20 protein-coding genes are annotated in these 26,628 nt (G+C 54.6%); 10 read left to right on the forward strand and 10 right to left on the reverse strand.

Annotated features, from left to right (window positions below; genetic code table 11):
• The first annotated feature begins 7 nt into the window (after positions 1-7).
• From IJT02_05915 to IJT02_05925, 3 genes are read left to right on the forward strand one after another with little or no spacing between them, the layout of a single operon-like run.
• A complete protein-coding gene (locus IJT02_05915) occupies positions 8-862 on the forward strand; it encodes a sugar ABC transporter permease (protein ID MBQ7544464.1) in 855 nt (284 codons plus the stop codon).
• The gene (locus IJT02_05920; protein MBQ7544465.1) at positions 862-1,713 is read left to right on the forward strand and encodes a carbohydrate ABC transporter permease; all 852 of its coding nucleotides are present in this window, start codon (positions 862-864) and stop codon (positions 1,711-1,713) included. Before IJT02_05915 ends, IJT02_05920 begins: the two co-directional genes overlap by 1 nt.
• Positions 1,714-3,894 (forward strand): alpha-galactosidase, encoded by a 2,181-nt coding sequence (locus IJT02_05925; protein MBQ7544466.1) that lies wholly within the window; start codon positions 1,714-1,716, stop codon positions 3,892-3,894.
• A gap of 76 nt (positions 3,895-3,970) precedes the next feature.
• Here IJT02_05925 and IJT02_05930 read toward each other — a convergent pair whose 3' ends face one another.
• Genes IJT02_05930 through IJT02_05965 form a run of 8 tightly spaced genes read right to left on the reverse strand, consistent with a single transcriptional unit; the run spans position 3,971 to position 16,743 of the window.
• Positions 3,971-5,095, reverse strand: coding sequence for an efflux RND transporter periplasmic adaptor subunit (locus IJT02_05930; protein MBQ7544467.1), 1,125 nt, complete (start codon positions 5,093-5,095; stop codon positions 3,971-3,973).
• Positions 5,096-5,104: 9 nt separating this feature from the next.
• Positions 5,105-8,164 carry an efflux RND transporter permease subunit gene (locus tag IJT02_05935; GenBank protein MBQ7544468.1) on the reverse strand — a complete coding sequence of 1,020 codons (3,060 nt, stop codon included), beginning with the start codon at positions 8,162-8,164 and terminating at the stop codon, positions 5,105-5,107.
• 2 nt (positions 8,165-8,166) lie between these two features.
• Positions 8,167-10,044 (reverse strand): AMP-binding protein, encoded by a 1,878-nt coding sequence (locus IJT02_05940; protein ID MBQ7544469.1) that lies wholly within the window; start codon positions 10,042-10,044, stop codon positions 8,167-8,169.
• A gap of 20 nt (positions 10,045-10,064) precedes the next feature.
• Entirely contained in the window at positions 10,065-11,834 is a 1,770-nt protein-coding gene (locus IJT02_05945) for a polysaccharide biosynthesis C-terminal domain-containing protein (GenBank protein MBQ7544470.1), read from the reverse strand.
• A complete protein-coding gene (locus IJT02_05950; GenBank protein MBQ7544471.1) occupies positions 11,834-13,072 on the reverse strand; it encodes a hypothetical protein in 1,239 nt (412 codons plus the stop codon). Before IJT02_05950 ends, IJT02_05945 begins: the two co-directional genes overlap by 1 nt.
• A 29-nt stretch (positions 13,073-13,101) precedes the next feature.
• Positions 13,102-14,283: a hypothetical protein gene (locus IJT02_05955; GenBank protein MBQ7544472.1), complete on the reverse strand. Its 1,182-nt coding sequence runs from the start codon at positions 14,281-14,283 to the stop codon at positions 13,102-13,104.
• Positions 14,276-15,520, reverse strand: a complete 1,245-nt coding sequence (locus IJT02_05960) for a hypothetical protein (GenBank protein MBQ7544473.1) — start codon at positions 15,518-15,520, stop codon at positions 14,276-14,278. The genes IJT02_05955 and IJT02_05960 overlap by 8 nt, the downstream gene beginning before the upstream one ends.
• A 59-nt stretch (positions 15,521-15,579) precedes the next feature.
• Positions 15,580-16,743 carry an amidohydrolase gene (locus tag IJT02_05965; GenBank protein ID MBQ7544474.1) on the reverse strand — a complete coding sequence of 388 codons (1,164 nt, stop codon included), beginning with the start codon at positions 16,741-16,743 and terminating at the stop codon, positions 15,580-15,582.
• Positions 16,744-16,807: 64 nt separating this feature from the next.
• Here IJT02_05965 and IJT02_05970 point away from each other — a divergent pair, with 64 nt between their 5' ends.
• The 3 genes from IJT02_05970 to IJT02_05980 are packed head-to-tail and all read left to right on the forward strand — an operon-like array spanning position 16,808 to position 19,591.
• Complete coding sequence (locus IJT02_05970) at positions 16,808-17,917, forward strand: cation transporter (protein MBQ7544475.1); 1,110 nt, start codon at positions 16,808-16,810, stop codon at positions 17,915-17,917.
• 42 nt (positions 17,918-17,959) lie between these two features.
• Positions 17,960-18,229, forward strand: coding sequence for an ACT domain-containing protein (locus tag IJT02_05975; protein ID MBQ7544476.1), 270 nt, complete (start codon positions 17,960-17,962; stop codon positions 18,227-18,229).
• 6 nt (positions 18,230-18,235) lie between these two features.
• On the forward strand, positions 18,236-19,591 hold the full coding sequence (locus tag IJT02_05980) for a PFL family protein (GenBank protein ID MBQ7544477.1): 1,356 nt from the start codon (positions 18,236-18,238) through the stop codon (positions 19,589-19,591).
• Between the two features lie 45 nt (positions 19,592-19,636).
• Here the strand turns inward: IJT02_05980 and IJT02_05985 are convergent, their stop codons facing one another.
• Together IJT02_05985 and yfcE are read right to left on the reverse strand one after the other, a co-directional pair.
• Positions 19,637-20,173, reverse strand: coding sequence for an ECF transporter S component (locus tag IJT02_05985; protein ID MBQ7544478.1), 537 nt, complete (start codon positions 20,171-20,173; stop codon positions 19,637-19,639).
• A gap of 18 nt (positions 20,174-20,191) precedes the next feature.
• Positions 20,192-20,731 (reverse strand): phosphodiesterase, encoded by a 540-nt coding sequence (gene yfcE / locus IJT02_05990; GenBank protein ID MBQ7544479.1) that lies wholly within the window; start codon positions 20,729-20,731, stop codon positions 20,192-20,194.
• Positions 20,732-20,832: 101 nt separating this feature from the next.
• Between yfcE and IJT02_05995 the strand changes: the two genes are divergently transcribed.
• The 4 genes from IJT02_05995 to IJT02_06010 form a co-directional block, all read left to right on the forward strand.
• Positions 20,833-22,467, forward strand: a complete 1,635-nt coding sequence (locus IJT02_05995) for a sodium:alanine symporter family protein (GenBank protein ID MBQ7544480.1) — start codon at positions 20,833-20,835, stop codon at positions 22,465-22,467.
• A gap of 100 nt (positions 22,468-22,567) precedes the next feature.
• Positions 22,568-23,719, forward strand: a complete 1,152-nt coding sequence (locus IJT02_06000) for a serpin family protein (GenBank protein MBQ7544481.1) — start codon at positions 22,568-22,570, stop codon at positions 23,717-23,719.
• 167 nt (positions 23,720-23,886) lie between these two features.
• Positions 23,887-25,737: a thiamine pyrophosphate-binding protein gene (locus IJT02_06005; protein ID MBQ7544482.1), complete on the forward strand. Its 1,851-nt coding sequence runs from the start codon at positions 23,887-23,889 to the stop codon at positions 25,735-25,737.
• Positions 25,738-25,762: 25 nt separating this feature from the next.
• On the forward strand, positions 25,763-26,628 hold an 866-nt coding region (locus IJT02_06010), incomplete at its 3' end, for an aldehyde dehydrogenase family protein (GenBank protein ID MBQ7544483.1).

The raw sequence follows: 26,628 nt of genomic DNA on the forward strand, positions 1-26,628 counted from the left end.
ATCATTCATGAAGAGTCAGAATGAGAGAGCCCGCACGTTTATGATGATAGCAGTACCGATACTGCTGCTGTTCTTCTGCTTCAACACTCTGCCCCTAATCAAGGGCTTCATCTACAGCTTCACGAACTTCAGGGGCTACGGCACAAAGTATGACTGGGTAGGCTGGCGCAACTATATCGACCTGTTCTCAGATTCACGCGTCGGAAATTCCTACTGGTTCACGTTCAAGCTGGCAGTTGTGGCTACGATACTGATTAACATTATCAGCCTCGCAATGGCACTCGCACTCAACGCAAAGATTCGCTTCAAGAGTTTTCTTCGCGGGATGTACTTTGTCCCGAACATTCTCGGCGCGCTGGTTGTGGGCTATATCTTCAGCTACATCTTCACGTACATTCTTCCGGCAATAACCCACACCGCAAGCATGCTAGCCAGCCAGACGTGGGCTTGGGTCGCAATCGTGATAGTCTGCGCGTGGCAGTCAATCGCCATGAACACACTCATCTACATTTCCGGCCTCCAGACAGTCCCTGAGGATGTGTACGAGGCGGCTTCTCTTGACGGAGCGACGGGGTGGAACAGATTCCGCTACATCACGTTCCCGCTGATTATGCCGTTCTTCACGATCAACATGGTGCTGTGCATGAAGAATAACCTGATGGTGTTCGACCAGATCATGGCATTGACGAAGGGCGGACCGGCACAGAGCACGGAGTCCATCTCGTTCCTCATCTACAATAACGGCATGGGCGGCGGGCAGTTCGGCTTCCAGAGCGCAAACGCAGTGATATTCTTCATCGTGATAGTGATAATCTCGGTGCTTCAGCTTAAGTATCTCAACAAGAAGGAGGAGCAGCTCTAATGGCTAACCAGGAAATCAAGGCCACCGAACGCTTCAACTGGCCTGTAACAATATTGCTTCTGCTCGGACTGTTCACGGTTCTGTTCCCGCTGTACATGACGGTGATAATCGCCTTCAAGCAGCCCAGCGAAATGACCAACAGCGTAATGGGCCTGCTGTCGTTCCCGAAGTCGTGGAGCTTGGACAACTTCCGCGAGGCTATGAGGGTAACTGACTTCTGGCGGTCGCTGTTCAACAGCTTCCTCATCACGGGCATAACAATGGTCATCTCGATAATCGTCCATTCGCTGATGGGCTATGCAGTTGCGCGCAACATGGGGACAAACAAGTTCTATCGCTTCAGCTACTTCTACATCGTCAGCGGAATGTTCGTGCCGTTCGCGATTCTGATGATGCCTCTCGTAAAGCAGACCGCACAGCTACACATCGACAACATGTTCGGAGTAATCATCCTGTACGTGGTGTTCTACATGCCGATGAACGTCCTGCTGTACGCGGGCTACCTGAAGAACATACCCATCGCACTCGAGGAGGCCGCACACGTTGACGGAGCATCGACGTGGACGACGTACTGGAAGATAATTTTCCCGCTGATGTGGCCGATGCACGCAACCGTCGCAGTCCTTACGGCACTGGGAACATGGAACGACGTAATGACCCCGCTGGTGATAATGTCCGGCTCAGGGATGACGACACTTCCTCTCGCTCAGCTGACGTTCCAGACACAGTTCGGGACGAACTATAACCTTGCGTTTGCGTCATACCTGCTGGCACTGCTGCCAATGCTTATTTTCTACATTGTCGCGCAGAAGCAGATCATCAACGGCGTAATCAACGGAGCGGTGAAGTAATTGGCAATCACCTACGACAAGAGCAGCGGGATATTCACGCTCTCTACCGACAACACAACTTATCAGATGCAGGCAGATAGCTACGGCTACCTGCTTCATCTTTATTACGGACGGAAGACGGCGGGCTTTGCTGACTGGGAGCTTACGTTCATAGACAGGGGATTTTCCGGCTGTCCGTACGATGCGGGGCACAACAGAGGGTATTCGCTCGACGCGCTGCCTCAGGAGTTCCCGGCGCAGGGTACGGGGGACTACCGAACGCCGCTCCTCATTCTTCGGGACTCGCAGGGCACGTACGGGGCTGACCTGCATTACGTCGGCTACGAGGTTCAGGAGGGCAAGTACTCGCTTCCGGGACTTCCTGCTGTGTACGCAAACGACGGCGAAGAAGCACAGACTCTCATCATCACGCTGAAGAACGACCGGCTGAAGCTGGAAGTGAAGTTGTTGTATGGTGTGCTTCCAGAAAAAGACATCATCACACGGAGCGTAATTCTCCGCAACAACGGCACTGAGAAGATTACGGTACTGAGATTAGGCACGGCGTGTCTGGACTTCACGCACGGAAAATTCGACGTGATTACGTTTCACGGGCGGCACACGCTGGAGAGGCAGTTCGACCGGCAGAGCATGACGCACGGGACGTTTGTTGTGTCGAGCAGGCGCGGAATGTCCTCGCACCAGTACAGCCCGTTCATGATTCTCGCTGACCACGACACGGCGGAAACTCATGGTAGGTGCTGGGGGATGCAGTTCGTGTACAGCGGAGGTTTTGAGGCTACGGCGGAGTTCGAGCAGTTCAACCAGACAAGAATCACGATGGGGCTTGCTCAGGAGAAGTTTGCGTATGACCTCAAAGGGGGCGATGAGCTTTGCGGGCCTGAGGTGATTATGTCGTTCAGCGGCGAGGGGCTCGAGAAGCTGTCGCACAACTACCACCGCATAATCAGGGAGAACGTCTGCAGGGGCAAGTACAAGACCGCTCCGCGTCCGATAGTCCTCAACACGTGGGAAGCACTGTACATGAACTTTGACGGCAAGAAGATTCTCGAGGTTGCAGAATGCGCAAAGAGGCTAGGCGTTGATATGCTGGTGCTCGATGACGGGTGGTTCATGAACCGCAACGACGACAACCGCGCGCTCGGCGACTGGAAGGCTGACGAGGCAAAGCTCGGCTGTACGCTCGGCGAACTGGTGAAGAGCGTCAACGACTTGGGCTTGAAGTTCGGGCTGTGGGTTGAACCTGAGATGATAAGCGAGGACAGCGAGTTGTTCCGCAAGCATCCTGATTGGGCAATGGTCATCCCCCACGAGAAGCCTGTACTTGGCCGCAATCAGCTATTGCTTGACATGTCGAGGCGCGACGTTCGGGAATACATATACTCGTGCCTGTCGGACATTCTCTCCTCCAGCAACACGGAATACCTCAAGTGGGACTTCAACCGCTCTATTGCGTCTGTGTACTCACACACTGCTGACAATCAGGGGAAAGTCCTCTATGATTACGTTATCGGCCTCTATGAGGTTCTGGAACGCATCAGCGCGAATTTCCCGGACGTGATGATTGAGGGCTGTGCTGGCGGAGGCGGGAGGTTCGACGCGGGAATGATGTACTACACTCCGCAGATATGGTGTTCCGACAACACCGACGCGCTCGACAGGATGACGATACACTACGGCACGAGCTTCGGCTACCCCGCGAGCGTCTTGGCCGCCCACGTCTCAACGTGCCCCAACCATCAGACCGGCCGGATTACCCCGATGAACACGCGCTACACTGTCTCGAGCTACGGGGCTTTCGGCTACGAGCTCAACCCTCTGAAGCTGACTGATGAAGAACGGCAGGACATCGCCGCGCAGATCGCGCAGTACAGGCAGGACAGGGACATTATAGTGAACGGACTGTACTACAGGCTGAGCACTCCTTATGACGCGTTCACGGCGTGGGAATTTGTCTCGCCGGACGGAAGTAGTGCCCTCATCAACGCCGTCATCCCCCTGAATCACGGGAACATGCCGGAAATCTACATTACGCCTCGCGGGCTGACTCCCAACGCGTTCTACAGGGACGTTGCAACCGGCAAGGTTTACCCGTCGGACGCGCTGATGGACTCGGGCTACCCTCTGCCCCTGCCGAAAGGTGATTATGAGGCATCAACAATGCGGCTCGTGAAACTGTAACATTGCGTACAAAGAAGCTCCCCCCGTGCGGTTTTGCAAGGAGGGAGCTTTTCGTTATGCAGACTATCCGGTGAAGTTAGTCCATGAGTTTTACCCGCTGGCCGTCGTGCAGAAGATGAGTGCCAGCCGTGATGATTCTGTCGCCGCCGTGAAGTTTAGCTCCCGAAATCCTGATCAACCCTCCGCTGTGAGGATTGCCGGCAATGACTTCTATCTTGCTGGCCTTGCCGTTGTCGTAACGCCACACAAAATTCTTCCCGCCAGCCTCATCTACAAGTGCTGTCGACGGCACTATAAACGTGTTGTCAGCAGCAGCGCGGCTTGAACCCTCAAACGTTATGTCAACGTTAGCGGCCATTCCCGGCAGAAGAGCTACATCATTCTGTGTCGGCATAGCAGCTGTAACGGCAAAAGTGTTCGTGCTGGCATCTGAACGCATTCTGACTTCACGCGGCGAAAGCGGGAACGTGCGGTCAGGTATAGCATCAAACCTCGCCTCAACTGCCGTAGGACGCTCGCGGGTCATTGAGGCGACTATCACGTCCGTATCAGGCACATTGAACACTACTTCCATCGTCGATATGTCCTGAAGACTGAATATCGCCTGCTTGGCCATCACGTCCTGAAAGTTTTCCACCATCTGGTCAATGATTACACCAGAAAACGGCGCACGCAGTTCCGTATCACGCAGGCTGTCCCTTATCGATGCTGTCTGTGCCTTAGCCAAGTCAAGATTCGACCTTGACACATCCAGTGCTGTCTGCTGGGCATCATATGTCGATTTCGGGACTACCTTTTCCTTGTACAGGTTCTCGTACCGCTTGAAGTTAGCCTCCGCGTTCTTGTACTGTGCCTGCGCCTGTGCTTCTCTGCTGCGAGCCTGCTTCAACTGCGACTGGAAATCTCTGGGATCAAGAGCCGCAAGCAGTTCACCCTTCCTGACGGAAGCTCCGCGCTTCACGTAGATGTTCCTTAACGGCCCGGGTACTCTGAATGACAAGTCTACCCTCTGACCTCCTTGCAGCGTCCCGTAGTAATGCAGCACTCCTCCTTGTCCGTTGTTGCTGAGCAGTACTGTTTTGACAGGGCGGACTACCTCAACCTTCGGTTCTTCGGCCTTCTGCTCGCGGAATATCTCCAGGCCGTAGTATGAACCTGCTACAAGCCCGATCACTATCACTGCCTCAATAAGTCTTTTCATCGCTGCCTCCTAGTCTTCATCATCGTCGTCGTAATCGTAATCGCCAGGGTTCTTTACCCCGTAAGCCATTGCCGTAACCACAGGGATAAATATCATCGTCAGAATCGTACTCACCGTCAGACCTCCCATGATTGCCGCCGCCATAGAGTTGAACATGTTGTCCCATAACAGCGGTATCATTCCCAGCACTGTAGTTACTGCACTCATGGCTACAGGACGGAGACGGCTCACTCCTGTTTCAACTATTGCCTCATAGCGGTCTTTGCCGGACGCGAAATCTGAGGCTACCTGATCCAGCAGTACGATAGAGTTCTTCGCGAGCATTCCCACAAGGCTCAGCACTCCGATTATCGCCATGAAACTTAACGGGAGATTCCCGAGCATGAGGCCAAGTACCACTCCGATGATGATTAACGGGATAGACGCGAAGATTATCACGGGCTGGCGGAAACCGTTGAACAGGAAGACCATTATCATGAACATTGCCACAAGACAGGGCATGAACATGCTCGACATTCCGTTCATTGCTTTGGCCTTGCCTTCCTCTTCACCGCCCCACTCGAACGTATAGCCGTCAGGGAGCTCTATGTTCTCAACATCAGCACGTATGCGCTCCTGCATTATTGACGGTGTAGTTCCCAGCTTCACGTCGCTCAATGCAGTTATCACGAGCTTGCGGTTGCGGCGCATGATTACATTGTCTTCGTAGGATGCTGTAAGCCCTGACATTATCGTTCCAAGCGTTACTGATCTTCCGGCGAGAGGAGCCCAGATCGGGACATCGCGCAGATTCTCGAGATGATTGCGTTCTTCCGGCGCAAGGCTGAGCACTATGGGCAGTGTCCTGTCTCCGTCGCGGAATATGCCCGCCGTGTAGCCTGTTCCGGCCGTCATTATTGCGCTGTTTATCTGGGGGCGTGTTATTCCGTAGGTCTGCATGCGATCCTTGCGAACTTCGGGAAGAAACGTCATCACACGATTCCGCCAGTCTATGCGCACGCAGTTGTGTATGGGGTCTCGCTCCATGATTTCGCGAGCCTGTGCGGCCAAGTTTCGCAGTACGTCAGGGTCAGGGCCGTAAAACCTGGCTTCTATAACAGGAGCCATACCGCTTCCTTTGGAGAACAGCTTGCATACTCCCTCAACACCGGGCATCTCCTCGTCGATTATCCGCTGTGTCTCCAGAAGCACCTCTTGCGGATTGCTATCGTCCGTCATCTCGACGATAAATTCTGACAGCGCAGTCGTAGCACTAGGAGGAGAGTACGTCAGCATAAAGCGCAGCCCTCCCTGCCCGACAAAGGTGGAGACGTTCTTAACGGCCGGGTTCGCGAGAAGGCGAGCCTCCAGCCCCTTTGCTACTTCAAGCTGAGAGTTCAGGGATGTACCTTCGCGACTCCATATGTCCGCAACAAAGTATTTGGCCGTCGAGCTGGGGAAAAATGTCTTGTCTATCTTTGTGAAGCCCAGCACGGAGAACACAAACATGAATACTACGACTATGACCGTAAGCAGCCTGTGGTGAAGACACGCCTCAAGGAACGCACGGTACGCCCTGAAGATAAACCCGCCGTACGGGTCTCCTTCTGTGTGTCCCGGCTTGAGCATCAGCTTTCCCAGCACGGGGGTTGCTGTTATCGCGAACAGCCAGCTGAGAATCATGGAGATGCCCACGACCTGAAGAAGGCTTCGGCAATATTCGCCGGTGTTGTCGGGCGACATGCCGATAGGAGCAAATGCCAGGACTGCTATCAATGTACCGCCAAGCATCGCCCATATCGAGCCGTTCACGGTGTCAGACGCTGCATCTTCCGCGCTCCGTCCGCCCTGCACGCCGATCAGCATTCCTTCGGCCACGACGATGGCGTTGTCAACAAGAGAACCCAGCGCAATTATCAGAGCCGCCAGCGAAACCTGCTGCAGGAATATCCCGTAGTAGTCCATGACTATCAGCGTACCGGCAACGGTCAGCAGGAGCACAAGCCCTATCATCAGCCCCGACCGCAAGCCCATGAAGACAAGCAGTACGCCGACAACGATAACGATACTCTCAATGAGGTTGATCACAAAATCGTGCACAGAGCTTACGACACCTTTAGACTGCATGTAGATTTCGCCGAGCTCCATACCAAGAGGGCAGTCTTTCTCCAGTTCCTCAAGCCTTGCCGCAACAGCCTCGCCCATCGTAACGACATTTCCGCCCTCTATCGTGGAGATACCTATTCCGAGAGCCGGCCTGCCGTTGTAGAAAATCATCATGCTCTGAGGGTCAAGAGGCGCGCGCTTTATCTGAGCTACCTCACGAAGACGTATCAGCCTTCCGCCGCCGGGACTTATCACTGTGTCTCCTATGTCCTGCTCTGTGAGTATTTCGCCGCTTGGCCGCAGAGTTACATACTGTGAGCCGTAATACGTTTTGCCCAGTGATGATATAGTGCTCTGCGCGTTCAGGACGGAGAAAATCGAAGAGGGGGACAGCCCGAGAGACATAAGGCGCGACGACGAGAACTCCACGTAAATTGCGTCGGTCTGTTCGCCGACTATGCTGACCTTAGCAACAGAGGGAATCAGCACGAGCTCCTGCTTCAGGAACTTGGCGTAATCGTAGAGCTCGTTCATCGTGAAGCCGTCCCCCGCGAGAGCGTAGTACTGGCCGAACACGTCGCCGAAATCGTTGTTGATGTAGACCGAACACCCTGACGGCAGAGAGCCTTGAACGTCGCTGATCTTCTGTCGCAGAATGTTCCAGATTGCGGGCAGATCTTCTTTCGTGTACGATGCCTTGATGTCGATGTTGAGGCTCACTCCGCCGGGTGAACAGCGTGTGCGTATCTTGTCGACTTGCCCCATCGTCTGAACTGCGTCCTCAAGTTTCGAGGCGACATGCTCAGCGGCCTCCTCTGCTGTAGAGCCGGGATAGCTCGCCGCAACTATGGCTGTCTTTATCGTGAAGGCCGGATCCTCAAGTTTGCCTATAGAGTTGTAGGCACTCACTCCCTGTATCGCCAGCAGTACGCAGATGAACAGCACTATAGTACTGCGCTTGATGCTTGCACGTGCAATATCCATCGTTATTTACCGGTCAGGCGGCTTACCTTCTCTATAACGTCCTTCTTCAAGTTCACTGCGTCTACTTTGCCGTTGGGCAGGAACGGGAACTTGTCGTACACGATGAAGTATGCGGGTATCTTGTACTTGGCCAGCTTTCCGGCAAGAGCAGCACGCATAGCCGCTTCATCGAACGTGCAGCCATCCTTCATCAGCACGGCAGCGGCCACAGTCTCGCCCCAGAAGTTATCGGGCACGCCCACAACCTTCACGTCAGCAACAGCTTCGTCCTCAGAAATCGCAGAAGCTATCTCGTTGGGTACGATGTTCTCGCCGCCGCGAATGATGAGCTCCTTAGCGCGGCCGGAAAAGTGTATGTAGCCCTCCGCGTCGAAATGCCCCAAGTCTCCAGTGTGCAGCCAGCCTTCAGCGTCAACGGCCTGCTTGTCGAGCTCAGCCTTGTAGTAGCACGACATCAGGTTGTAGCCCTGCACGATGATTTCTCCTGTATCACCGGGCTTGCACTCGCAGTTGTTGGCAGTGTCCCAGATCTTTATCTCCACTCCGCCAACAGGCTTGCCTATAGTCTGCGTAATATGCTCCTCAGTGTCGCCGTAGACCGTCATAGTTACCGGTGCCATCTCCGAGAGGCCGTAGGCTATGTAGAAATTGTTGGCAGGGAATTTCTCGCGGAGCATGACCATCTGAGCCTCGCTCACCGGCGAACCGGCCAGAATCGTTGCGCGCAGGGAAGAGACCTTCTCGACGGAGAAGCCGGGATTGTTGACGATGGCAAGCATCATAGTCGGCACAGAGTGGAAAGCCGTTATGCCCTCAGTGCTGATGACTCGTATAAGCTCCGCAGTCTTCAGCGACTCGGGAATGAACATAGGAGCATCAGCAATGCCATTGGCAAAGAGCCCGGTAGTCAGGCCAAGTATGTGGAACATGGGAGTGATGAGGCAAGCCTTGTCCTGAGAAGACAGCCGTATTATGTCCGCCATAGCCGAAGACGCGTTCAGAATGTTGTAGGCAGAGAGCAGTACACCTTTGGGCGTGCCGGTAGAGCCTGACGTGAAGATCATTACGCAGGCATCATCAGCCTCAACCTTGCCCTCGAAGCGGCCTTCAACGTTCCCGTACTCGCCGAGCCTGTCCTTGAAGTTCACGCTGCCCCTGATGTCATAGACACTGGTGATGAGCGAGCCGTCTGACTTTATGGCGGAAAGGAACTCTCCCTCGTCCTTCATCTGAGGCATAGCACCATAGCAGAAATGCGTGATGTCGCCGACTTTGGAGAGCGTAACGACTTCTTGAGCCCCGAGATTGAAGTTCACGAGACAGGCAATTGCTCCGAGCTTCTGTATGGCGTAGAACGTTATGATCCAGTTTGCAGAGTTAGGCGACGAGATGGCAACGTGAGACCCCTTTGTTACGCCCTGCTTGTGGAGGTCAGCGGCCATAATCTGCGCGCACTTGTCCAGCTCGCTCCACGTGTAGGACAATCCGTCAGAGTACAGTACCGCTTCGGCTGTGCCGGTTCTTACCTTCTGCGCAAGGAACTCCTTGAACGACATGTGGCTGTAATCAGTGTCGGAGTTCACGGCTCTGTAGTCCAGGAGCTGGGAGAAGCCCGTAGTCTCCAGAATTTCGGCTACGGAGGCGTTGACGTTGATGAGCGCAAAGGGACGGTCGCCCATACGCTTCTTGAGGACGAGCAGTACGCGAAGCCCGGCTGATGACACGTAGAGGACATCGCTGAAGTCCAGAGTGAGCCTCTCTATAGCGTCGTAGTCCAGAGCGTTCATCTCGTTCTGGAACGCGGGAGCAGTTGACGTGTCGATCCTCCCGCTGACATTCACGACAGCATTGCCGCTTGATGACAAAATTTCCGTTAGCATTAAGTTACCTCCAAAACAGTTTATACGTATATCAGCAGGTTGTTCATGCCCATCGTGCTGATGTACTCGAATTTTTGCGCCATGCCCGAAACCAAGCGTATACCTATGTTATCCTCACTGTTAGTCGCACCGTGAAGCTCAAGCCACTTTTTGGGGCTGAACTCCTGGCCCGAATCGCGTATCCTTATGATGAAGTAGTCCGCCTTCTTGAGCATCCTGAAGTCTATGGACATGGCCTTAGTGTTGTACTGGAAAATGTTCTTGCCCATCTCCTCGACAGAAAGCGCGAGCAGTAAGGCCTTCCTTGCCTCTACGCCGTACTTCAGGCACACGCCCTGCACGTTCTGCGACAAGTTCATAAGATCATCCATAGAGGCCACAGACACTTCAAGTTTTGCCTCAATATCCTTGCCCATGCCCTCAGGAATGCACAGATAATCATCAAGTTTCACTGCCAAGTGCTTGCGGCTGATGGACATTGCGATAAAGATAATGGCCATAGTGAGGAGTTCAGAAATGGCGAAGGCGAACCACACATTGTTTTTGCCGAACCAGTTGAACAGCACGAAGGCCGCCGAGATGAACATAACCATACCGTTCAAGAGAGGAATAATCAGGGCAGCTTTCATGAGGCCGAGCGCGTGAGCATAACGCTGGAAGACGTAGTTGATGCCGTAAAGAGGAAGAGCCAGAGCGATATTGCGGAGGCCAAACACCGCAATCTTCTCGACGACCGCGCCGTCAGCCCCTATGAACGGTGCAACAATCCTGTGTGCAAAGCTCATGATACACGCCATCTCCAACAGCTCGAAGATGAGTGAGTGCCTGATACTTACGGCCAAAGTCGAGCGCAGAGACTTTATGTCCTCTTCTCCGGCATATATAGAAGCCATTGTGAACGTAGTACCCGCAATGCCTATAACTACGGACTGGAAGAGCTGATTCAGCGTGCTCAATATTGCGTAGGCGGCCACAGCTTCACCCGAAAATCTGTGTATCAGGAGTTTGTTCATGAACGTAGTCTGCACAACCATGCAGAACCTGCTGACCGCGCCGGGAACTCCCATTACAAGCACATCAAGGAACGGCCTGAACTTCAAACCGTGCAGCTTGAACCTGAAATTTCCCGGTTTCATGATGAGGGATAACGCCATAATAGCAGTGCCGGTGAAGTAGCACAGGGCGGAAGCCAAGCCCATACCGAGAAGGCCGCTGTGGAAGTAGAACGCCACGAGCAAATCACCGACGATGTTGACAATTGTCAGGATGACAACAGCCCAGAGCACTACGCCGTGCCTGCCCTCCATCATGAGCAGGTAGCTGAATAACTGCTGAAGGCACAGCCACACGATACCAGGCGCAATACCCTTGAAATAAGCGGCGGCTTCTTTATGGAGCAAGGATGACGGATCCTCAGCACCCAGAGCCTCAACGATCGGGTGAATGAACGCGCACCCGGCAACGGCAAAAGCCACGCCGAATATGCCCAATATAATCATGGACAAGGACATAATCTTATGAGCGTCCTCCATTTTTCCCGCACCTACAAAGCGTGAGTACACGTTCTGTATTCCGTTGGAAATGAGCGTGAACATCACCACTACGATTAACATTGTAGGCTGTACGAGCTGGAAGGCCGTAATGTACTCGACACCGAGATAGCGGCTCGTAACGAGGCTGTCAACAGTTGTGCCTATGAATGCCGTAATGCACGCCGCGATCATCACACCGGCGGACTTCATGAAAGCGTAAGATATGACCTGCTCGTCGAGGTGCTTAATCTTACCCACTATGCCCGCCTCACTTTCTCGAGACTGTATCTGTTGCCGCCAAACCGTCCCATGTCCTGAACGCTGCACTTCAGGCCTAACTGCCCGAAACTTTCTGCGACGGCATTAACGAGCTCCGGGCCGTCAAAGAGCTGTGCGCTGTCTATTCTGATGGTATCCGCCGTAGTCTTCACGGAGAACCTTACGGGGTCAACGGGCACGAAAGCCTTCAGCTCGAAGTCGCTGACGACAGAGTTATACTCCTGAGGAAGATCCATCTTGCCGGGATAAGTTATCGCGTAAGTCAGCGGTATCTTCGGCGCAGTTACGTCCGGCTTGTCGATTTCTCCTGAAAGTGCGCGGGCATTCGCAACGCCGATGGCTATGTACTTGCGGAAATTCCCCTCCGTGAGCTGAGACCTCATGATCTGGCGTATAAGTCTGCTGTGTTCGCCTACGGGAAGCTCTCTGCTCTCTCTTGAGCTGGGGAGAATGACTGCCTCAGAAAAGTTCACCCTCGTCTTGCAGCCCAGAAGGCCGCGCATGTCTGCAGGGAGCTTTATGAGCACTTCCTTGTCTCCGGCATCGTAAAGATTCGCTACAGTGTTGGAGATTATTGCGGTCATGGCGGACACGGCTGAAGCTCCCCATTCATGCGTCATAGCGAGAAACGGCTTCAGCGGGAAGGTTATCGTGAACTCGTGCTGCTGGTGAAGCTCGAGGGGCAGCTTCTCGACGGGGATCGAGAAAATCTCGCGCTTTATCTCCGGGATCACAAGCTCAGCGTTCCTGTCCTGAAACTTCGCGTAAGGGTTGTAGCGTTCCATGTCGTCAATGTCAGGGTTGGGGCTGGTGATGTCGGGCACGTCATGGCCAAGTTCAACGGCGTAGTAATACAGGATGTTCTGTATGAAGTGCCACATACCGAAAAAGTCCGTGAGCGTGTGGAACATGGACAGCGTAAAAGTCTTGCCCTCGTAGAGCACGCAGAACATGTAGTAATTCATTTCCTCAGTGCCGAACCAGCGTTCAGTCTTGTCATAAGGAAAGAAGCAGACAGGACGGGTATTTGTCTCGTAATACACCGTGTTACCCTTTCTGACTGGAGCGACTGCATATTCCGGGAAGTCTCCGAGAGCTTTTTGTACGGCCATCTTCAGGATGTCAGGCTTCACGTCATCCGCAAGCGTCATCCTGATTCGCAAGTCCCGCGTGTCCTTGTAGTGAAATACGCGGTCAGAGTAACCAATTTCACGCATGATATTCATTCCCTTTCTCTGTAAGAATTTCAGCAAGCCTCATCATTGAGCACGATGTTGCCGCTTACTGTTGACGGTACGCTGTCTGCGGCAAGTAAGCCTTCTATGGCTCGGGCGTAAGAGCAGCTCTGCTCTCCCATGTGGAAAGCGAAGCAGAACGTGTCGTTGAAGACGAAAATATTGAGCTTGTGGAACTCGCCCTCATAAATCACGAAAGACTGTACATCTCGCGCATACTCACCGAATGACACCGTGCCCATGTAACTCAGCGAGACTGTCGGCTTGATGTTGCCGGGCAGGATTTTATCACGCACGAGAGCTCTGGCGACATTCTGCAAGTATTCCGGCGAAGTCTGGAGCTTAAGGGAGGCTCTCATCTTCTGGCCAAGTTCTTCATCATCGAGCTGTGCCCTGTCAGCCTGAAGAGTGGCGACGAGTGAACAGTTCCTCATTGTGTCATCAAGGCCGAGTGCGCGCCTGGCATCGACAGTGATACGCCCCGTTATGTGCTGGCCTTCTGCCTCAGGGTGAACGTTATAGACGGCCTTCATAAAGAGCATCATTGCCATAACGGACGGTGAAGTCTTGTGAGCTTTGACGTAATTCATGAAGGCTTCCTGAGGGATTCTCAGCGTGCACATGATGTTAGGCTTTGGTGATTTGTCGGCGTAAGCAGGGAGCACGAAGCCGCCGGGCAGGAAGTCTATGAAGTTCACGGGCTGTATCTTGGAGTAGTCCAGCTCCCAGAAGTCAGCATCAAGCGTGGAATACACGTTGCCGACGGTCATGACGCTGCCCGGAGCGTAGGATGTTCCGTCATTGATGCAGCAGTAGTAATAGATGATAGTGTTGACGAACCGCAGGAAACCGCCGCCGTCCGTCGCGACGTGAGAGAGCGAGATTTTCACTCTGTCCCCAAAATAACTGACGCAGAAGATGTGATTGTTCAGAGCGTCGCATCCGGGTATAAGGCCTTGTTCACTGTTGGGTATAACGATGGGCTTGTCGTTGTCGGTGAAGCAGGGTACTCCGTCCTCCAGAATCAGCGAGCCCCTAAGAAGGGGAAATACCTTCAGCGTCTCGTCAACAGCTTTGCGTAATGCCTCAGAGTTCACTGCTGAGGAGAGCTGGATTTCTGCGGTGCTGTGAAGTTTGCGGTTCTTCTCGACATTCCACAGCGGAAGCCCCGCCATATTCATTATGTTAGGCAATCGTGCTTGCCTCCTTCAAGGAGAATAAATCCCCCACAACTCGCGGGGAAGGGTTCACTTCAGGCGCAAGACCCAACAGCTTTAACTTTTCCGCGAAAGCCTCCGCCAAAGTTTTTATGTCAGCAATGCCGGCGATACTCACGCGCATAACTGGGCCGAACGTCCATGCAACGAGAGCTATACCGCGAGCCATTTCCCGCAGTGAAGAACTCCACACCATGTTAATGTCGCTGATCCATCTGCTGAACTCTTCAGGGAGGTCAAGCCTGCCCGGATAAGTCAGCATGTAAACAGGGCGCGGCATCTCAGGAGGTGTTTTGCAGGGAAGGCCTTTCGCCGCACACACAGTGCCGTACATTTTGGCCTGCAGATTCTCTCTGCTGAGCTGAGCGTCAAGCATCGCACGGAGTTCACGGCATCGCGTGCCTCTATCCTCTGCAAGCATTTCGGGCGTAAGCGGCATAAGTACTGTCTCGCTGAAATTCGTCTGGTTATGCGAACCGAATATAGGGCGCATGTTCACTGTGGTGTAAGCCGCAATGCCCTTCCCGCTGACTCCTGCGGTCTCAAGGACAGTCTCCGAGAACAGCGAAATCAACGCCGGCACAAACGAAGTCCCTATCTTGCGGGTGAAGTTCAGGAAACTTTGTGTTGACAGCGTTACGTCGAAGAACTGGGGCACAGCGGCGGGGTCTGCCTGCGGAGTGAAGAACTCTGCGCTTGATGAATAGTGCCAGTACTCTGCGTCCTTGTCAGCGTATTTCTCGTAAGGAGCAAACCTGTCCATGTCGTCAGCCTCAGCTTCACCTGTACGTATATCCGGCACAGCCGCATCGGGTGAAATTTCCTTCACGTAGTAGTAGATGATGTTCTTCAAGAACGGGAAGAGTGCTCCGCCGTCAGCCAAGCCGTGAAAAGCTGTGAGTGTGAAGTCATTTTCCCTGTATCTGACGTAAAACATGAAGCCGTTGGTCTCGTCAGTGCCGAAGTGCCGGGCTCTTCCGTCATCACGGACAACGAGAGGGGCATTGTTATTATCCTCGTAGAACACATCGGGGTGTGATGTGGAAGGCCTGACTATTGGACGTACAGCGAAATGCGGGTAAAGTTTCAGGGCACTATTGACGGCATTGCGCAGTGCCTCAGGGACTATTCTGCTCTTGAGTGTAACAGTATTAATCAGGTTGCGGATATCCTTATAGTAATACAGCTTATCTTTTGAGCCGATTTCACGCAAAATATCGTCCTCCTTTGCTTGTGGATGAACACATTATACTATGCTTGCATAGTGCCGCATCAGCGCAGGAAGCCCGCCGCACTCCTGACAAAGTACTCTATCCCGTACCTGAAGCACTCCTCGTCCGGGCAGAACTTTGTGTTGTGCAGCATCGCCATATCCTCAGGCCTCACGCTCTCCGGCCGGCATCCCAGCCACGCCATCACCGCAGGCCTCTCACGCGCAAAGAACGCAAAGTCCTCCGCAGTGAGATCCGGCTGTTCGGGGACGACAACGTTCATCGTGCCCTTCACCGCCTCGCGCGCAAGCCCGGCAAGTCCAGCGTCATTCACGAGCGGAGAATAACCCTTCACGTACTCGACATCGCACGACGCACCAAGCCCCTCAGCAATGCCCTGCGCAATCCGCGTTATCATGACCGGCATACGCTCCTGAACATCGGGGTTCAACGTCCTCACTGTACCTTCCAGCTTCACGCTCTCGGGAATTACGTTGTACCTGTTGCCGCCGTGAATCGTCCCTATCGTCAGCACAGCAGAGTCCAGCGGGGACAGCGAACGTGAGACGATGCTCTGCAGGCCGGTGATTACGTGAGCCGCCGCAACGATAGCGTCAAGCCCCTGATCCGGCCGCGAACCGTGCGCAGTCCTGCCCTTCACCGTGATGAATATTCTGTCAGAAGCCGCCATCACAGCACCCGAGCGAATTGCGATCGTCCCTGTCCCGCAGGCAGGCCACACGTGAAGCGCGAACATCGCATCAACGTGAGGATTCTCGAGCACTCCGTCGGCAATCATTCCCGGTGCTCCGCCAACAGGGTTGAGTTCTTCGGCGGGCTGGAAGATGAATTTCACGTTACCCCGTAACTCACTGCGCATCTCACTCAACACGCACGCTGTGCCCAGAAGCATTGCGGTGTGAGTGTCGTGCCCGCAGGCGTGCATCACCCCGTCGTTTTCGCTCGCGAAAGGAAGTCCTGTCGCCTCAGTCAGCGGCAGAGCGTCCATGTCCGCACGAAGGGCAACAGTACGTCCCTCCTCCTTTCCGCGCAGCACTCCGACGACACCGAAGCCCCCGACGTTCCTCCTGACCTCGAGACCCAGCCCCTCAAGCACACCTGCTACGAGCCCTGACGTTCTCTCTTCGTGCTGAGACAGCTCAGGGTGTGCGTGAATATCTCTCCTCCACGCCTTCACCTGCTCAATAACTTTGTCTGCGTACATTTATCAATCACCTCTCGGGGAAAATTGTAATATTATACTCAACCATCAAGGAGGGGGTAACACTATGGAACACAGGGAACAGCAGATTATCCGCGTCAGCTTCATCGGAATCATCACGAACATTCTTCTTGCAGGCTTCAAGTTTGCTGTTGGGATGCTCGCTCACTCGGTCGCAATCATGATTGACGCTCTCAACAACGCAAGCGACGTACTGTCTTCCGTGATAACGGTTATCGGCACGAAGTTAGCAGGCCGCCCGGCGGACAAAACCCACCCTTACGGGCACGGGCGCGTCGAGTACATCACTGCGGAAGTCATATCGGCTATCGTGCTCTACGCAGGAATCACGGCTCTCATCGAGTCGGTGAGCAAGATACTTTCACCCATTGAGCCGGAATACTCTGCGGCGACACTGGCAGTTGTTGCGGCGGGCGTTGCGGTGAAGTTCGTGCTTGGCCGCTACGTGAGCAGGCAGGGCAAGGAATTGTCCTCTGACGCGCTGAAAGATTCAGGGCAGGACGCGCTGATGGACGCGACAGTCTCGACGACGACATTGCTCGGTGCATTTGCCTTTCTGGCTTTCGGCTGGAATCTCGAGGCGTGGCTTGGAGCATTCATCTCGATCATCATCATCAAGGCAGGAATAGACATGTTCCGTGAGACAACGAGCAAGATTCTCGGCGAACGAATCGAGAGCGAGATAGCTTCCGCCGTGAAAGCCACAATCTGCGAGACAGAAGGAGTCTTCGGCGCGTATGACCTCATCCTCACGAACTACGGCCCGGACAGATTGATGGGCTCGGTTCACGTTGAAGTTCCTGACTGGTGGACGGCGGACAAGATCGACACAGTCAGCCGGGACATCGCGCACAAAGTCTTCAATGAACACCACGTAGCTCTTGCGGCAATCGGAGTGTACTCCCGCAACACAAGCGACGACGAGGTGAAGGACATCCGCAGTGCCGTAACGCGCGCCGTAATGTCGCAGGAGTATGTGCTTCAGATTCACGGGTTCTACTGCAACACTCAGGAGAAGGTGATACGCTTCGACATCGTGATAGACTTCGCTGCTCCTGATGCCCGCGAGGTACAGAGCAAGGTTACGGAGGCCGTGAGCACTCTCTATCCTGACTTCAGCATAACTGTACAGCCCGACTCGGATTTCTCGGACTGAGCGGGTGATATACTTTCTGCATTTCGCAAAGGAGAATTGACCATGAAAGCTATAATGACCGTTTCAGCGAAGGACAGAGTCGGGATAATCGCTGATGTCTGCACCCTGCTGTCTGATTTGGGCGTGAACATCCTCGACCTCAGCCAGACCGTCATGGAAGGAATCTTCACGATGACGCTTCTTGTCGACACATCGACTTCATCACACACGTTCGATGAGATTCGCGATGCAGTTATCCGCAAGGGCGAGGCCGGAGAGTTAGTGATACACATTCAGCGTGAGGACATCTTCACGGCGATGCACAGGGTGTAGAACATGCTGAACATCTCTGACATTATGCAGACGGTCAGCATGATTGACCACCAGCACCTTGACATCCGCACCATCACTCTCGGAATCTCACTGTACGACTGCGCGAGCTCGAGCCTAAGCAAGTGTGCGGCCAAGATTCACGACAAGGTCTGCCGGAAAGCTGAGCACCTCGTCGAGACAGGCGAACAGATTGAGCGTGAGTTCGGCATCCCCATCATCAACAAGCGAATCTCCGTAACGCCGATCGCACAGGTTGCGGCTTCATGCGAGGGTGAGAGTTACGCGGAACTTGGCCAAGCCCTCGACACAGCCGCACGTGAATGCGGAGTGAACTTCATCGGCGGTTTCTCTGCACTGGTGCACAAGGGCTTTACTGATTCCGACAGACGATTAATAGCGTCAATCCCCGAGACGTTATCGTCGACAGAGCTTGTGTGTTCGTCGGTGAACGTAGCTACGACAAAGGCCGGCATCAACATGGACGCGGTTGCACTCATGGGCAAGACCATCAAGCGCACGGCAGAGCTCACTGCCTCACAGGACGGGCTCGGGTGCGCAAAGCTCGTTGTGTTCGCGAATGCTGTAGAGGACAATCCGTTCATGGCGGGAGCGTTTCACGGAGCGGGCGAGCCTGAGTGCGTCATCAACGTCGGAGTGTCAGGGCCGGGTGTAGTGTGGCGGGCACTGCAGGACGTTAAGGGCGGGAGTTTCGACGTTGTTGCCGAGACGGTGAAGAGGACGGCCTTCCGCATTACGCGTATGGGACAGATGGTCGCAAATGCTGCTTCTGAGAGGCTGGGCGTGCCGTTCGGGATTGTTGACCTGTCGCTTGCTCCGACACCCGCGAAGGGCGACAGTGTAGCGCGAATCCTCGAGGCGATGGGTCTCGAGGCCTGCGGGACGCACGGGACGACTGCGGCACTTGCCCTGCTGAACGATGCGGTCAAGAAGGGCGGCGTGATGGCTTCCGGGCACGTAGGGGGACTGTCGGGAGCGTTTATCCCAGTGAGCGAGGATGAGGGGATGATTGCGGCGGTGAAGGCAGGAACGCTTAATATCGAGAAGCTGGAAGCGATGACCTGCGTCTGCTCTGTGGGGCTGGACATGATTGCAGTTCCCGGCGACACATCGGCGGACACAATCAGCGCGATAATTGCGGACGAGGCGGCCATAGGAGTCGTGAACAGCAAGACAACAGCCGTGCGTATAATCCCTGCGCCGGGCAAACGCGAGGGCGACAGCGTGGAGTTCGGGGGACTGCTGGGGAGTGCTCCCGTGATGAGGGTGAACAGTGCGGGAAGTGAAGAGTTCATCGCTCGCGGAGGAAGAATCCCCGCACCGATACACAGCCTCAGGAATTAGGGTTGACAGGGAGCTGACGCACTCGCTCCCTTGTTGACTTTGCCGCTACGACTCCATTGCGGACACAGCCGCAAGAACCGGACGCAGGCACAGCAGAACTATCACCGAGTTTATCGCGCCCTTGATGAGGTTGAACGGCAGGAACACAGTCAGCAGCATCGAGCCCACAACGTGTCTGGGCACTCCCATGAAGATCGGCGTAACGATGTAGTTCCACATCAGCATTGATGCCGTCATCAGCACGCACCCGACCGCCAGGCCAAGCGCAAGGCCTTTCCGCGACTTGTTGAACTTGTAGACCGCCGAAGCCGTGCACACGAACGATGCTGTCGAGAGCAGGTTCATCACGAAGCCGATTATCCCAGCCTCGCCGGTCAGCACCATCTGCAGCAGCGCAACGATGAACGACACCCCCAGCCCCGCAAGAGGCCCGTAGAGCAGTCCGCCTATCAGTATGACCGCGTCCTTAACGTCGAACTTCAGGAACGGAGCTGACGGCATGATCGGAATCTTCACCAGCATCACAGCAACAAACGCCAGCGCAGACAACATCGACAGAAAAGCTATATCCTTAGTACGCATGATTTATCCTCCTTATTCTCACAGCTTCTCGGTGTGGTAGACTTCCCCGCCCGCTAAATCCTTCCAGAACATCCCATCGTCGGTCAGCATCATGTAACTGTGCCTGCTACCGTCTTTAGGGATAGATACAGAGCCGGGATTCACGTACAGCTTCCCGCCGCCCAAGTCCTCCCACGCCGGAACGTGAGTGTGTCCGTGAAGAAGTATATCCGCCTCAGGAAGATTTCTCTTGTTGAAGACGTGTCCGTGCGTCGCGAAGATAACTTTGTTCACGGCGAACAGCAGGCAATATTCCGCCATTATCGGGAAGTCCAGCATCATCTGGTCAACCTCGCAGTCGCAGTTCCCCCTGACGCACAGAACCTTGCTTTTGATTCCGTTGAGCATCTCCGCAACCGCCTTTGTGTCGTACTCACCCGGAAGGGCGTTGCGTGGGCCGTGATAGAGCAGGTCGCCCAGAAGCAGGAGCTTGTCCGGCTCCTCACGGACAAAAGCCGCCATCATCTCCCTGCAGTACTTGGCCGAACCGTGAAGGTCCGACGCTATCATTATGTTCATGACCGAAAATCTCTCCCAATGTGAAAATTTTGTGAATGATTATAGTATAATGCACAGACAATTCTTAATATTTAGGAGCGTGTGATTAATCCATGAACATTATGGACAAAATCATGTACTACAACGGGATCGTCAACAGTTTCGTCTGGGGCGCGCCCGTTTTAATATTGCTGGTCGGCACGGGCGTTTATCTTACGCTTCTGCTCGGCCTTCCGCAATTCCGTTACTTCTTCGACGCAATGTCAGAAGTCTTCAGCTTCCGCAAGAAGAAGGACGAGGACAAGTCAATATCCTCCTTCGCGGCAATGGCTACGGCAATGGCGGCTACCGTCGGAACAGGCAACGTTGCTGGTGTTGCGACTGCACTTCATCTCGGCGGGCCCGGAGCTCTCGTGTGGATGCTGGTATCTGCACTCTTCGGCATGGGCACGAAGTTCGCTGAAGTTACGCTGGCCGTGCATTACAGGCAGAAGGACGCGCACGGAGACTGGCGCGGGGGCACAATGTACATCCTCGAGAAGGGTACGAGCGAGGCTCTGGGTTCAGGGTTCGGCTTCATCGGGAAGGTGCTTGCGGTGCTGTTCGCCCTGTTCGCGTTCCTTGCGTCGTTCGGAATCGGTGCGGCAACTCAGGCTAACTCTGCGGCTGAAGCCATGAGCATGGGCTGGGGCATCAACCACATGTACAGCGGTATAGTCATGGCGGTGCTCGTTGCTCTGGTTATCATCGGCGGCCTCAAGAGCCTTTCGACTGTAACAACGTACATTGTCCCCTTCATGGCTATCTTCTACATCATCGGCTCGGTGTATGTTCTCGTCCTCAATGCTTCAGCGATACCTGCGGCTGTGTCCAACGCAGTTCATCTTGCGTTCAACAACCCGTTAGAGACACTTCCCGGAGCACTTGCAGGCTGGGGCGTGAAAGAAGCAGTGCAGAGAGGTATAGCGCGCGGAGTGTTCAGCAATGAAGCCGGTATGGGTTCTGCGCCGATGGTTCACGCGACGGCGAACGTAGAGCATCCTGTACAGCAGGGCTTCTACGGAATCTTTGAGGTCTTCATGGACACCGTCGTAATCTGCACGATGACAGCTCTTGTCGTTATGTCGACAGGTACTCTCACGAGCTCGCCTGATCTTACGGGTGCACAGCTCACGCTTCAGGCCTTCGAGAACGCTCTTGGTGCTCCCGGAAAGTACGTGCTCTCGATAGGGCTTCTGCTCTTCGCGTTCACGACGATTCTCGGCTGGTACTGGTACTCAGAGACAGCGGCGACATACCTCTTCGGAATGTGGGTAAAGCCCATCACCAAAATCTTATGGATTGCAATGATAGTCATCGGTGCGGCAGGAGCACAGTTCATCGGAGCAGAGGGCAATCAGTTCCTGAACAATATCTGGGACATCTCGGACACGCTTAACGGCTTGATGGCACTCCCGAACCTTATCGGGCTTCTGATTCTGTCCGTAACGCTCAAGCGCATTGTGAGCGACTACGACGAGAAGTACGGCATCCCCAGCGACAGAGTATTGTCGCAGTCAGAGAAGGTTCTCGTCGCTAAGGTTCAGTACATCGTTACGGGAATCATCGCGGTAGTGATGGGAATGACGGCGTTCTTCGCGTACACCCAGCTGTTCGCGGCACTGGCTGTCGTGCTCGGGCTGTATACCGCGTACAAGAGGCAGACACTTCTGGGCTTCCTTGCTGTGATTCTGGGAATTGCGGCGGCGGCTATGTAGGATTGGCTTAACTTGCCCTCCCTGAGAGATTGGGGAGGGTTTTTGTGTCATAATATATCCACATCAAGGCACGATAATTCATTCAGGAGGTGCAGTTATCATGATAATCAGGACAGCAAGAATCTTACTCGCAGCAGCAGCAGTGGCAGTCTTCGCGTCATCGGCCTTCGCATCAACGTCGGGGGTCATCAACAGATTTGCGTTCGACACCGCGCGGATACTTGGCCAAGACAGCGGGACTTACTTCTTCTCGCCGTACAGCATAATCTCAGCGTTCGGTATGGCTTATGCCGGAGCGTCAGGGGACACTGCCGCCGAGATGGAACGTTCGCTCGGCTTCACGAAGGAGCTTCACGGTGAGCTCGATGAGCTTGCGCGCGTGCTCAAGGACGGACAGTACCTCTCCTCAGCAAACAGAGTGTGGCTCCGCACAGGCCTGAACCTCAGCAAGGAGTATCAGGACACGCTGCTTCTGTACTACGGGAGCAGGGCGGTCAAGCTCAACATCAAGGACAAAACCGAAGCCTCCCGCAAGATCATCAACAACTGGGTGAGCGGCAAGACCAACGGCAAGATTCCCAGCCTGCTCTCGAGCCTCGATCCGTCAACGCAGATGATAATCACCAACGCCGTGTACTTCAAGGCTGAGTGGCAAAGTAGGTTCAGCAAGAAGCTCACAGCCCCCGAAAAGTTCCGCGACGGCGACAAAGTTACGGAAGTCCCGATGATGAAGAAGAACTCCGACTTCCAGTACGCGGAGATTGACGGCGTGAAGATTATCCGCCTGCCCTACAAGGGACGCAGGGTGTCGATGTTCGTGGTTCTTCCGCCGGAGGACAAGCCCGAAGCTCTTGACGCGCTCGACGCAGAGGCGTTCTCCGGGCTGGTGAATGCTATGAGCAAGTACAAGGTTGACCTGTGGCTGCCGAAGTTCAGGACGGAGGAGAGCTACCAGCTGGCGGACATCTTCAAGGCACTCGGAGTAAAGCAGGCCTTCACGAACCTCGCGGACTTCTCGGGCATAACGGAGGACACTGCGCTGAAGATTGACGCTGTGGTGCACAAGACGTTCATTGAGGTAGACGAGGAGAAAACGGAAGCAGCGGCGGTAACCGGGCTAGGGCTTTTGGGAGCTACGATGATGCCGAGTCCCACGCCTAAGGCAGTGTTCCACGCAGATCATCCGTTCACGTACTTCATCGTTGACGACGAGAGCGGAACTATCCTGTTCATGGGACGGCAGACGTTCTGAGCGTAAGTTCTGAGGCTTTCCCCTGCTTTCGGGCGGGGGAATTTTTGTGCTCTGCTAAGTATATCTGCAATTGACGGGTGAAATAATTTCTACTATCCTATTCACGTTTCCCAGTAAAATAAATTTCACTGACAATCTCACAAGTTATTAAGGAGGTATTTACCCGCATGAGCAAAAAGCTGGTAGCTGATCTCATCGTTGATTACCTTGAGCGCAGAAAGGTTGAGTACATTTTCGGCCTCTGCGGACACACGGTAATCGGAATGCTCGATGCCATCAACCGCAACCTCGAGAAGGGCGGCAAACTCCGCTACATCTCCAACCGTCATGAAGCAGTAGCCTCAACAGCCGCAGACGGATACGCGCGCGTTACGCACAAAGCCTCTGTCGTAATGTGCCACTTGGGGCCTGGCATCACCAACGTCCTCACCGGCGTAGCAAATGCCGCGTTCGACTCGATTCCGATGGTTGTATTTGCCGGCGACGTACCGAGCTACTACTACGGCAAGCACCCGCATCAGGAAGTCAACATGCACGGCGACGCAACGCAGTACAGAATGCTTGAGCCTGTCTGCAAACGCTGCTGGAGAGTCGACGACGCTGAAGCACTGCCCGACATTCTGGACAAGGCTTTCAGGCTTGCAGAGTCAGGGAGACCCGGCCCCGTCCTTATCGATATGCCTATGGACATTTGGAGCAGGGAGATTGAGGAAGACCTGTTCGCGCGCACCTACAAGGACAGCCACGTAACAGTGAAGCCCGCTCTTGACCCCGCATGTGCAAAGGCAATCGCACAGAAGCTCATTGACGCGAAAGCTCCCGTTATCCACGCTGGCGGCGGAATCCTTCTCGCTCAGGCTTCGGCAGAACTTGCGGCACTCGCTGAGTTCCTCGACATCCCGATTTCCCGTACGCTTATGGGTCAGGGCTGCGTCAGCGACCTTCATCCTCTGATGGTCGGACAGACGGGCTTCTGGGGACTTGCGCACACCCACGCATTTACCCTCAATGCTGACATCATCCTCGCACTCGGAACACGTTTTGCGGAGGCAGACAGCTCGAGCTGGTATCAGGGCGTAACGTTCGATCCCTCAAAGACGAAGTTCCTCCAGATCGACATTGACCCGACAGAAATCGGCAGGAACTACCCCGTAGAGATCGGTGCAGTCGCAGACCTCAAGCTGGCACTTGCACAGATTCTCGAGGCGGCAAAGGCAATCAAGCCCGAAGGCATCAAGAGACCCGGACTCCGCGAGGGAATCGCGAAGGCAAAGGCAGAGTTCAAGGAATCCGTGAAGGCAATCACCGAAGACCTGCGCTTCCCGATGACTCCTCAGAGAATCCTTAAGGACGTTAAGGAAGCAATCCCTGAGGACGCGTTAATCTTCACCGACGTAGGCTGGAACAAGAACGGCGTTGCCCAGCAGTTCACGATTACGATTCCCGGCACTGTGCATCACTCGTCAGGACTCGCGACAATGGGCTTCGGCGCGTCGGCAGTTCTCGGCGGCAAGAAGGCAGCTCCCGACAAGATATGCATTGCCCTTATCGGCGACGGCGGCTTCGGCGTAAACCCGACATGCATGGCCACAGCAGTTGAGGAAGGCATAGCGTGCACGTGGGTTGTCATGAACAATTACGCTTTCGGAACAATCGCAGGACTCGAGAACGCGAACTATCACACGCAGTTCGGCACGAAGTTCCACACGCCCGACGGTCAGCCTTATTCCCCGAACTGGGCAAAGGTTGCAGAGGGCTACGGCGTTGAGGCAATCCGCATCACGAAGGCAGAGGAGTTCGCGCCCGCAATGAAGAAGGCGGTAGAGGCGAACAAGGCAGGCCGTCCGTTCCTGATTGATGCAATCATGGAGAACATCCCCGTACCGACACCCGGCTGCTGGAACATCAACGACATCTACACGCCCGGCGATCTGGTCAGGGAAGGCAAGCTGGTGCAGAAGGACGCTGAAGGCAGGTACATTCCGCCCAGCCACGCGAAATCACACATAACGAAATAACATTGAGAGGAGTAAAACTGTAACAATGGCACATCATGAAGTAACACCCGAAGAAATCGCCATGCTCGAAGAGATGGTGAAGAAGGCCAGAGCAGCAGCTGAGGTCATCGCCACCTACGATCAGGAGAGAGTAGACCACCTCTGCCGTGCAATCTGCGCCGCCCTTTACCCGCTGAAGGTCTGGGGACCTATCTGCGACGAGGCTGTTGACGAGACCCGTCTCGGCGACAAGGTAACCAAGCGCAACAAGAGGAACAAGCTGAAGCTGATACTCCGCGACTGCCTCCGCCAGAAGAGCGTGGGCATCATCGAGACCATCCCCGAGAAGGGACTCGTGAAGTACGCGAAGCCCGTAGGCGTAATCGCAACCCTCGTTCCGACGACGAACCCCTGCGTTACCCCTGCAGGACAGGCAATCTACGCCGTGAAGGCCCGCGACGTTCTCATCTGTTCCCCGCATCCCAGAGCGAAGAAGACCACCTGCAAGACCGTCAACATCATCCGCGACGTTCTCGAGCGCGAGGGTGCACCTGCTGACATCATTCAGGTAATCGCCGAGCCCAGCATCACGCTTACTCAGGAGCTCATGAAGATGGTCGACCTCGTAATCGCGACCGGCGGCCGTCCGATGGTTCGTTCAGCGTACTCTTCGGGCGTACCGGCATACGGTTCAGGCGCGGGCAACTCGACGGTTATCGTCGACAACACCGCCAACACGAAGGAGCGCGCGTACGAAGCCGCAATGAACACCCGCATCTCCAAGTGCTCGGACTTCGGTTCAGGCTGTTCGTGCGACGGCAACCTTATCGTTCACGAGGACGTGTATGATGACTTCGTCGAAGGCCTCGTGAAGGAAGGCGCGTACATCCCGACATGGGAGCAGGCAGAGGC

It is taken from the genome of Synergistaceae bacterium (genome assembly GCA_017450125.1).
In the GTDB taxonomy this organism is placed as follows: Bacteria; Synergistota; Synergistia; order Synergistales; family Aminobacteriaceae; genus JAFUXM01.

Coding starts and splice junctions, on each gene's coding strand:
- IJT02_05995 (MBQ7544480.1), top strand. CDS start 20,833: ATGGACAAAATCATGTACTACAACGGGATCGTCAACAGTTTCGTCTGG.
- IJT02_05965 (MBQ7544474.1), bottom strand. CDS start 16,743: ATGTACGCAGACAAAGTTATTGAGCAGGTGAAGGCGTGGAGGAGAGAT.
- yfcE (MBQ7544479.1), bottom strand. CDS start 20,731: ATGAACATAATGATAGCGTCGGACCTTCACGGTTCGGCCAAGTACTGC.
- IJT02_05950 (MBQ7544471.1), bottom strand. CDS start 13,072: ATGCGTGAAATTGGTTACTCTGACCGCGTATTTCACTACAAGGACACG.
- IJT02_05940 (MBQ7544469.1), bottom strand. CDS start 10,044: ATGCTAACGGAAATTTTGTCATCAAGCGGCAATGCTGTCGTGAATGTC.
- IJT02_05915 (MBQ7544464.1), top strand. CDS start 8: ATGAAGAGTCAGAATGAGAGAGCCCGCACGTTTATGATGATAGCAGTA.
- IJT02_05985 (MBQ7544478.1), bottom strand. CDS start 20,173: ATGCGTACTAAGGATATAGCTTTTCTGTCGATGTTGTCTGCGCTGGCG.
- IJT02_05920 (MBQ7544465.1), top strand. CDS start 862: ATGGCTAACCAGGAAATCAAGGCCACCGAACGCTTCAACTGGCCTGTA.
- IJT02_05975 (MBQ7544476.1), top strand. CDS start 17,960: ATGAAAGCTATAATGACCGTTTCAGCGAAGGACAGAGTCGGGATAATC.
- IJT02_05935 (MBQ7544468.1), bottom strand. CDS start 8,164: ATGGATATTGCACGTGCAAGCATCAAGCGCAGTACTATAGTGCTGTTC.
- IJT02_05930 (MBQ7544467.1), bottom strand. CDS start 5,095: ATGAAAAGACTTATTGAGGCAGTGATAGTGATCGGGCTTGTAGCAGGT.
- IJT02_05970 (MBQ7544475.1), top strand. CDS start 16,808: ATGGAACACAGGGAACAGCAGATTATCCGCGTCAGCTTCATCGGAATC.
- IJT02_06000 (MBQ7544481.1), top strand. CDS start 22,568: ATGATAATCAGGACAGCAAGAATCTTACTCGCAGCAGCAGCAGTGGCA.
- IJT02_06005 (MBQ7544482.1), top strand. CDS start 23,887: ATGAGCAAAAAGCTGGTAGCTGATCTCATCGTTGATTACCTTGAGCGC.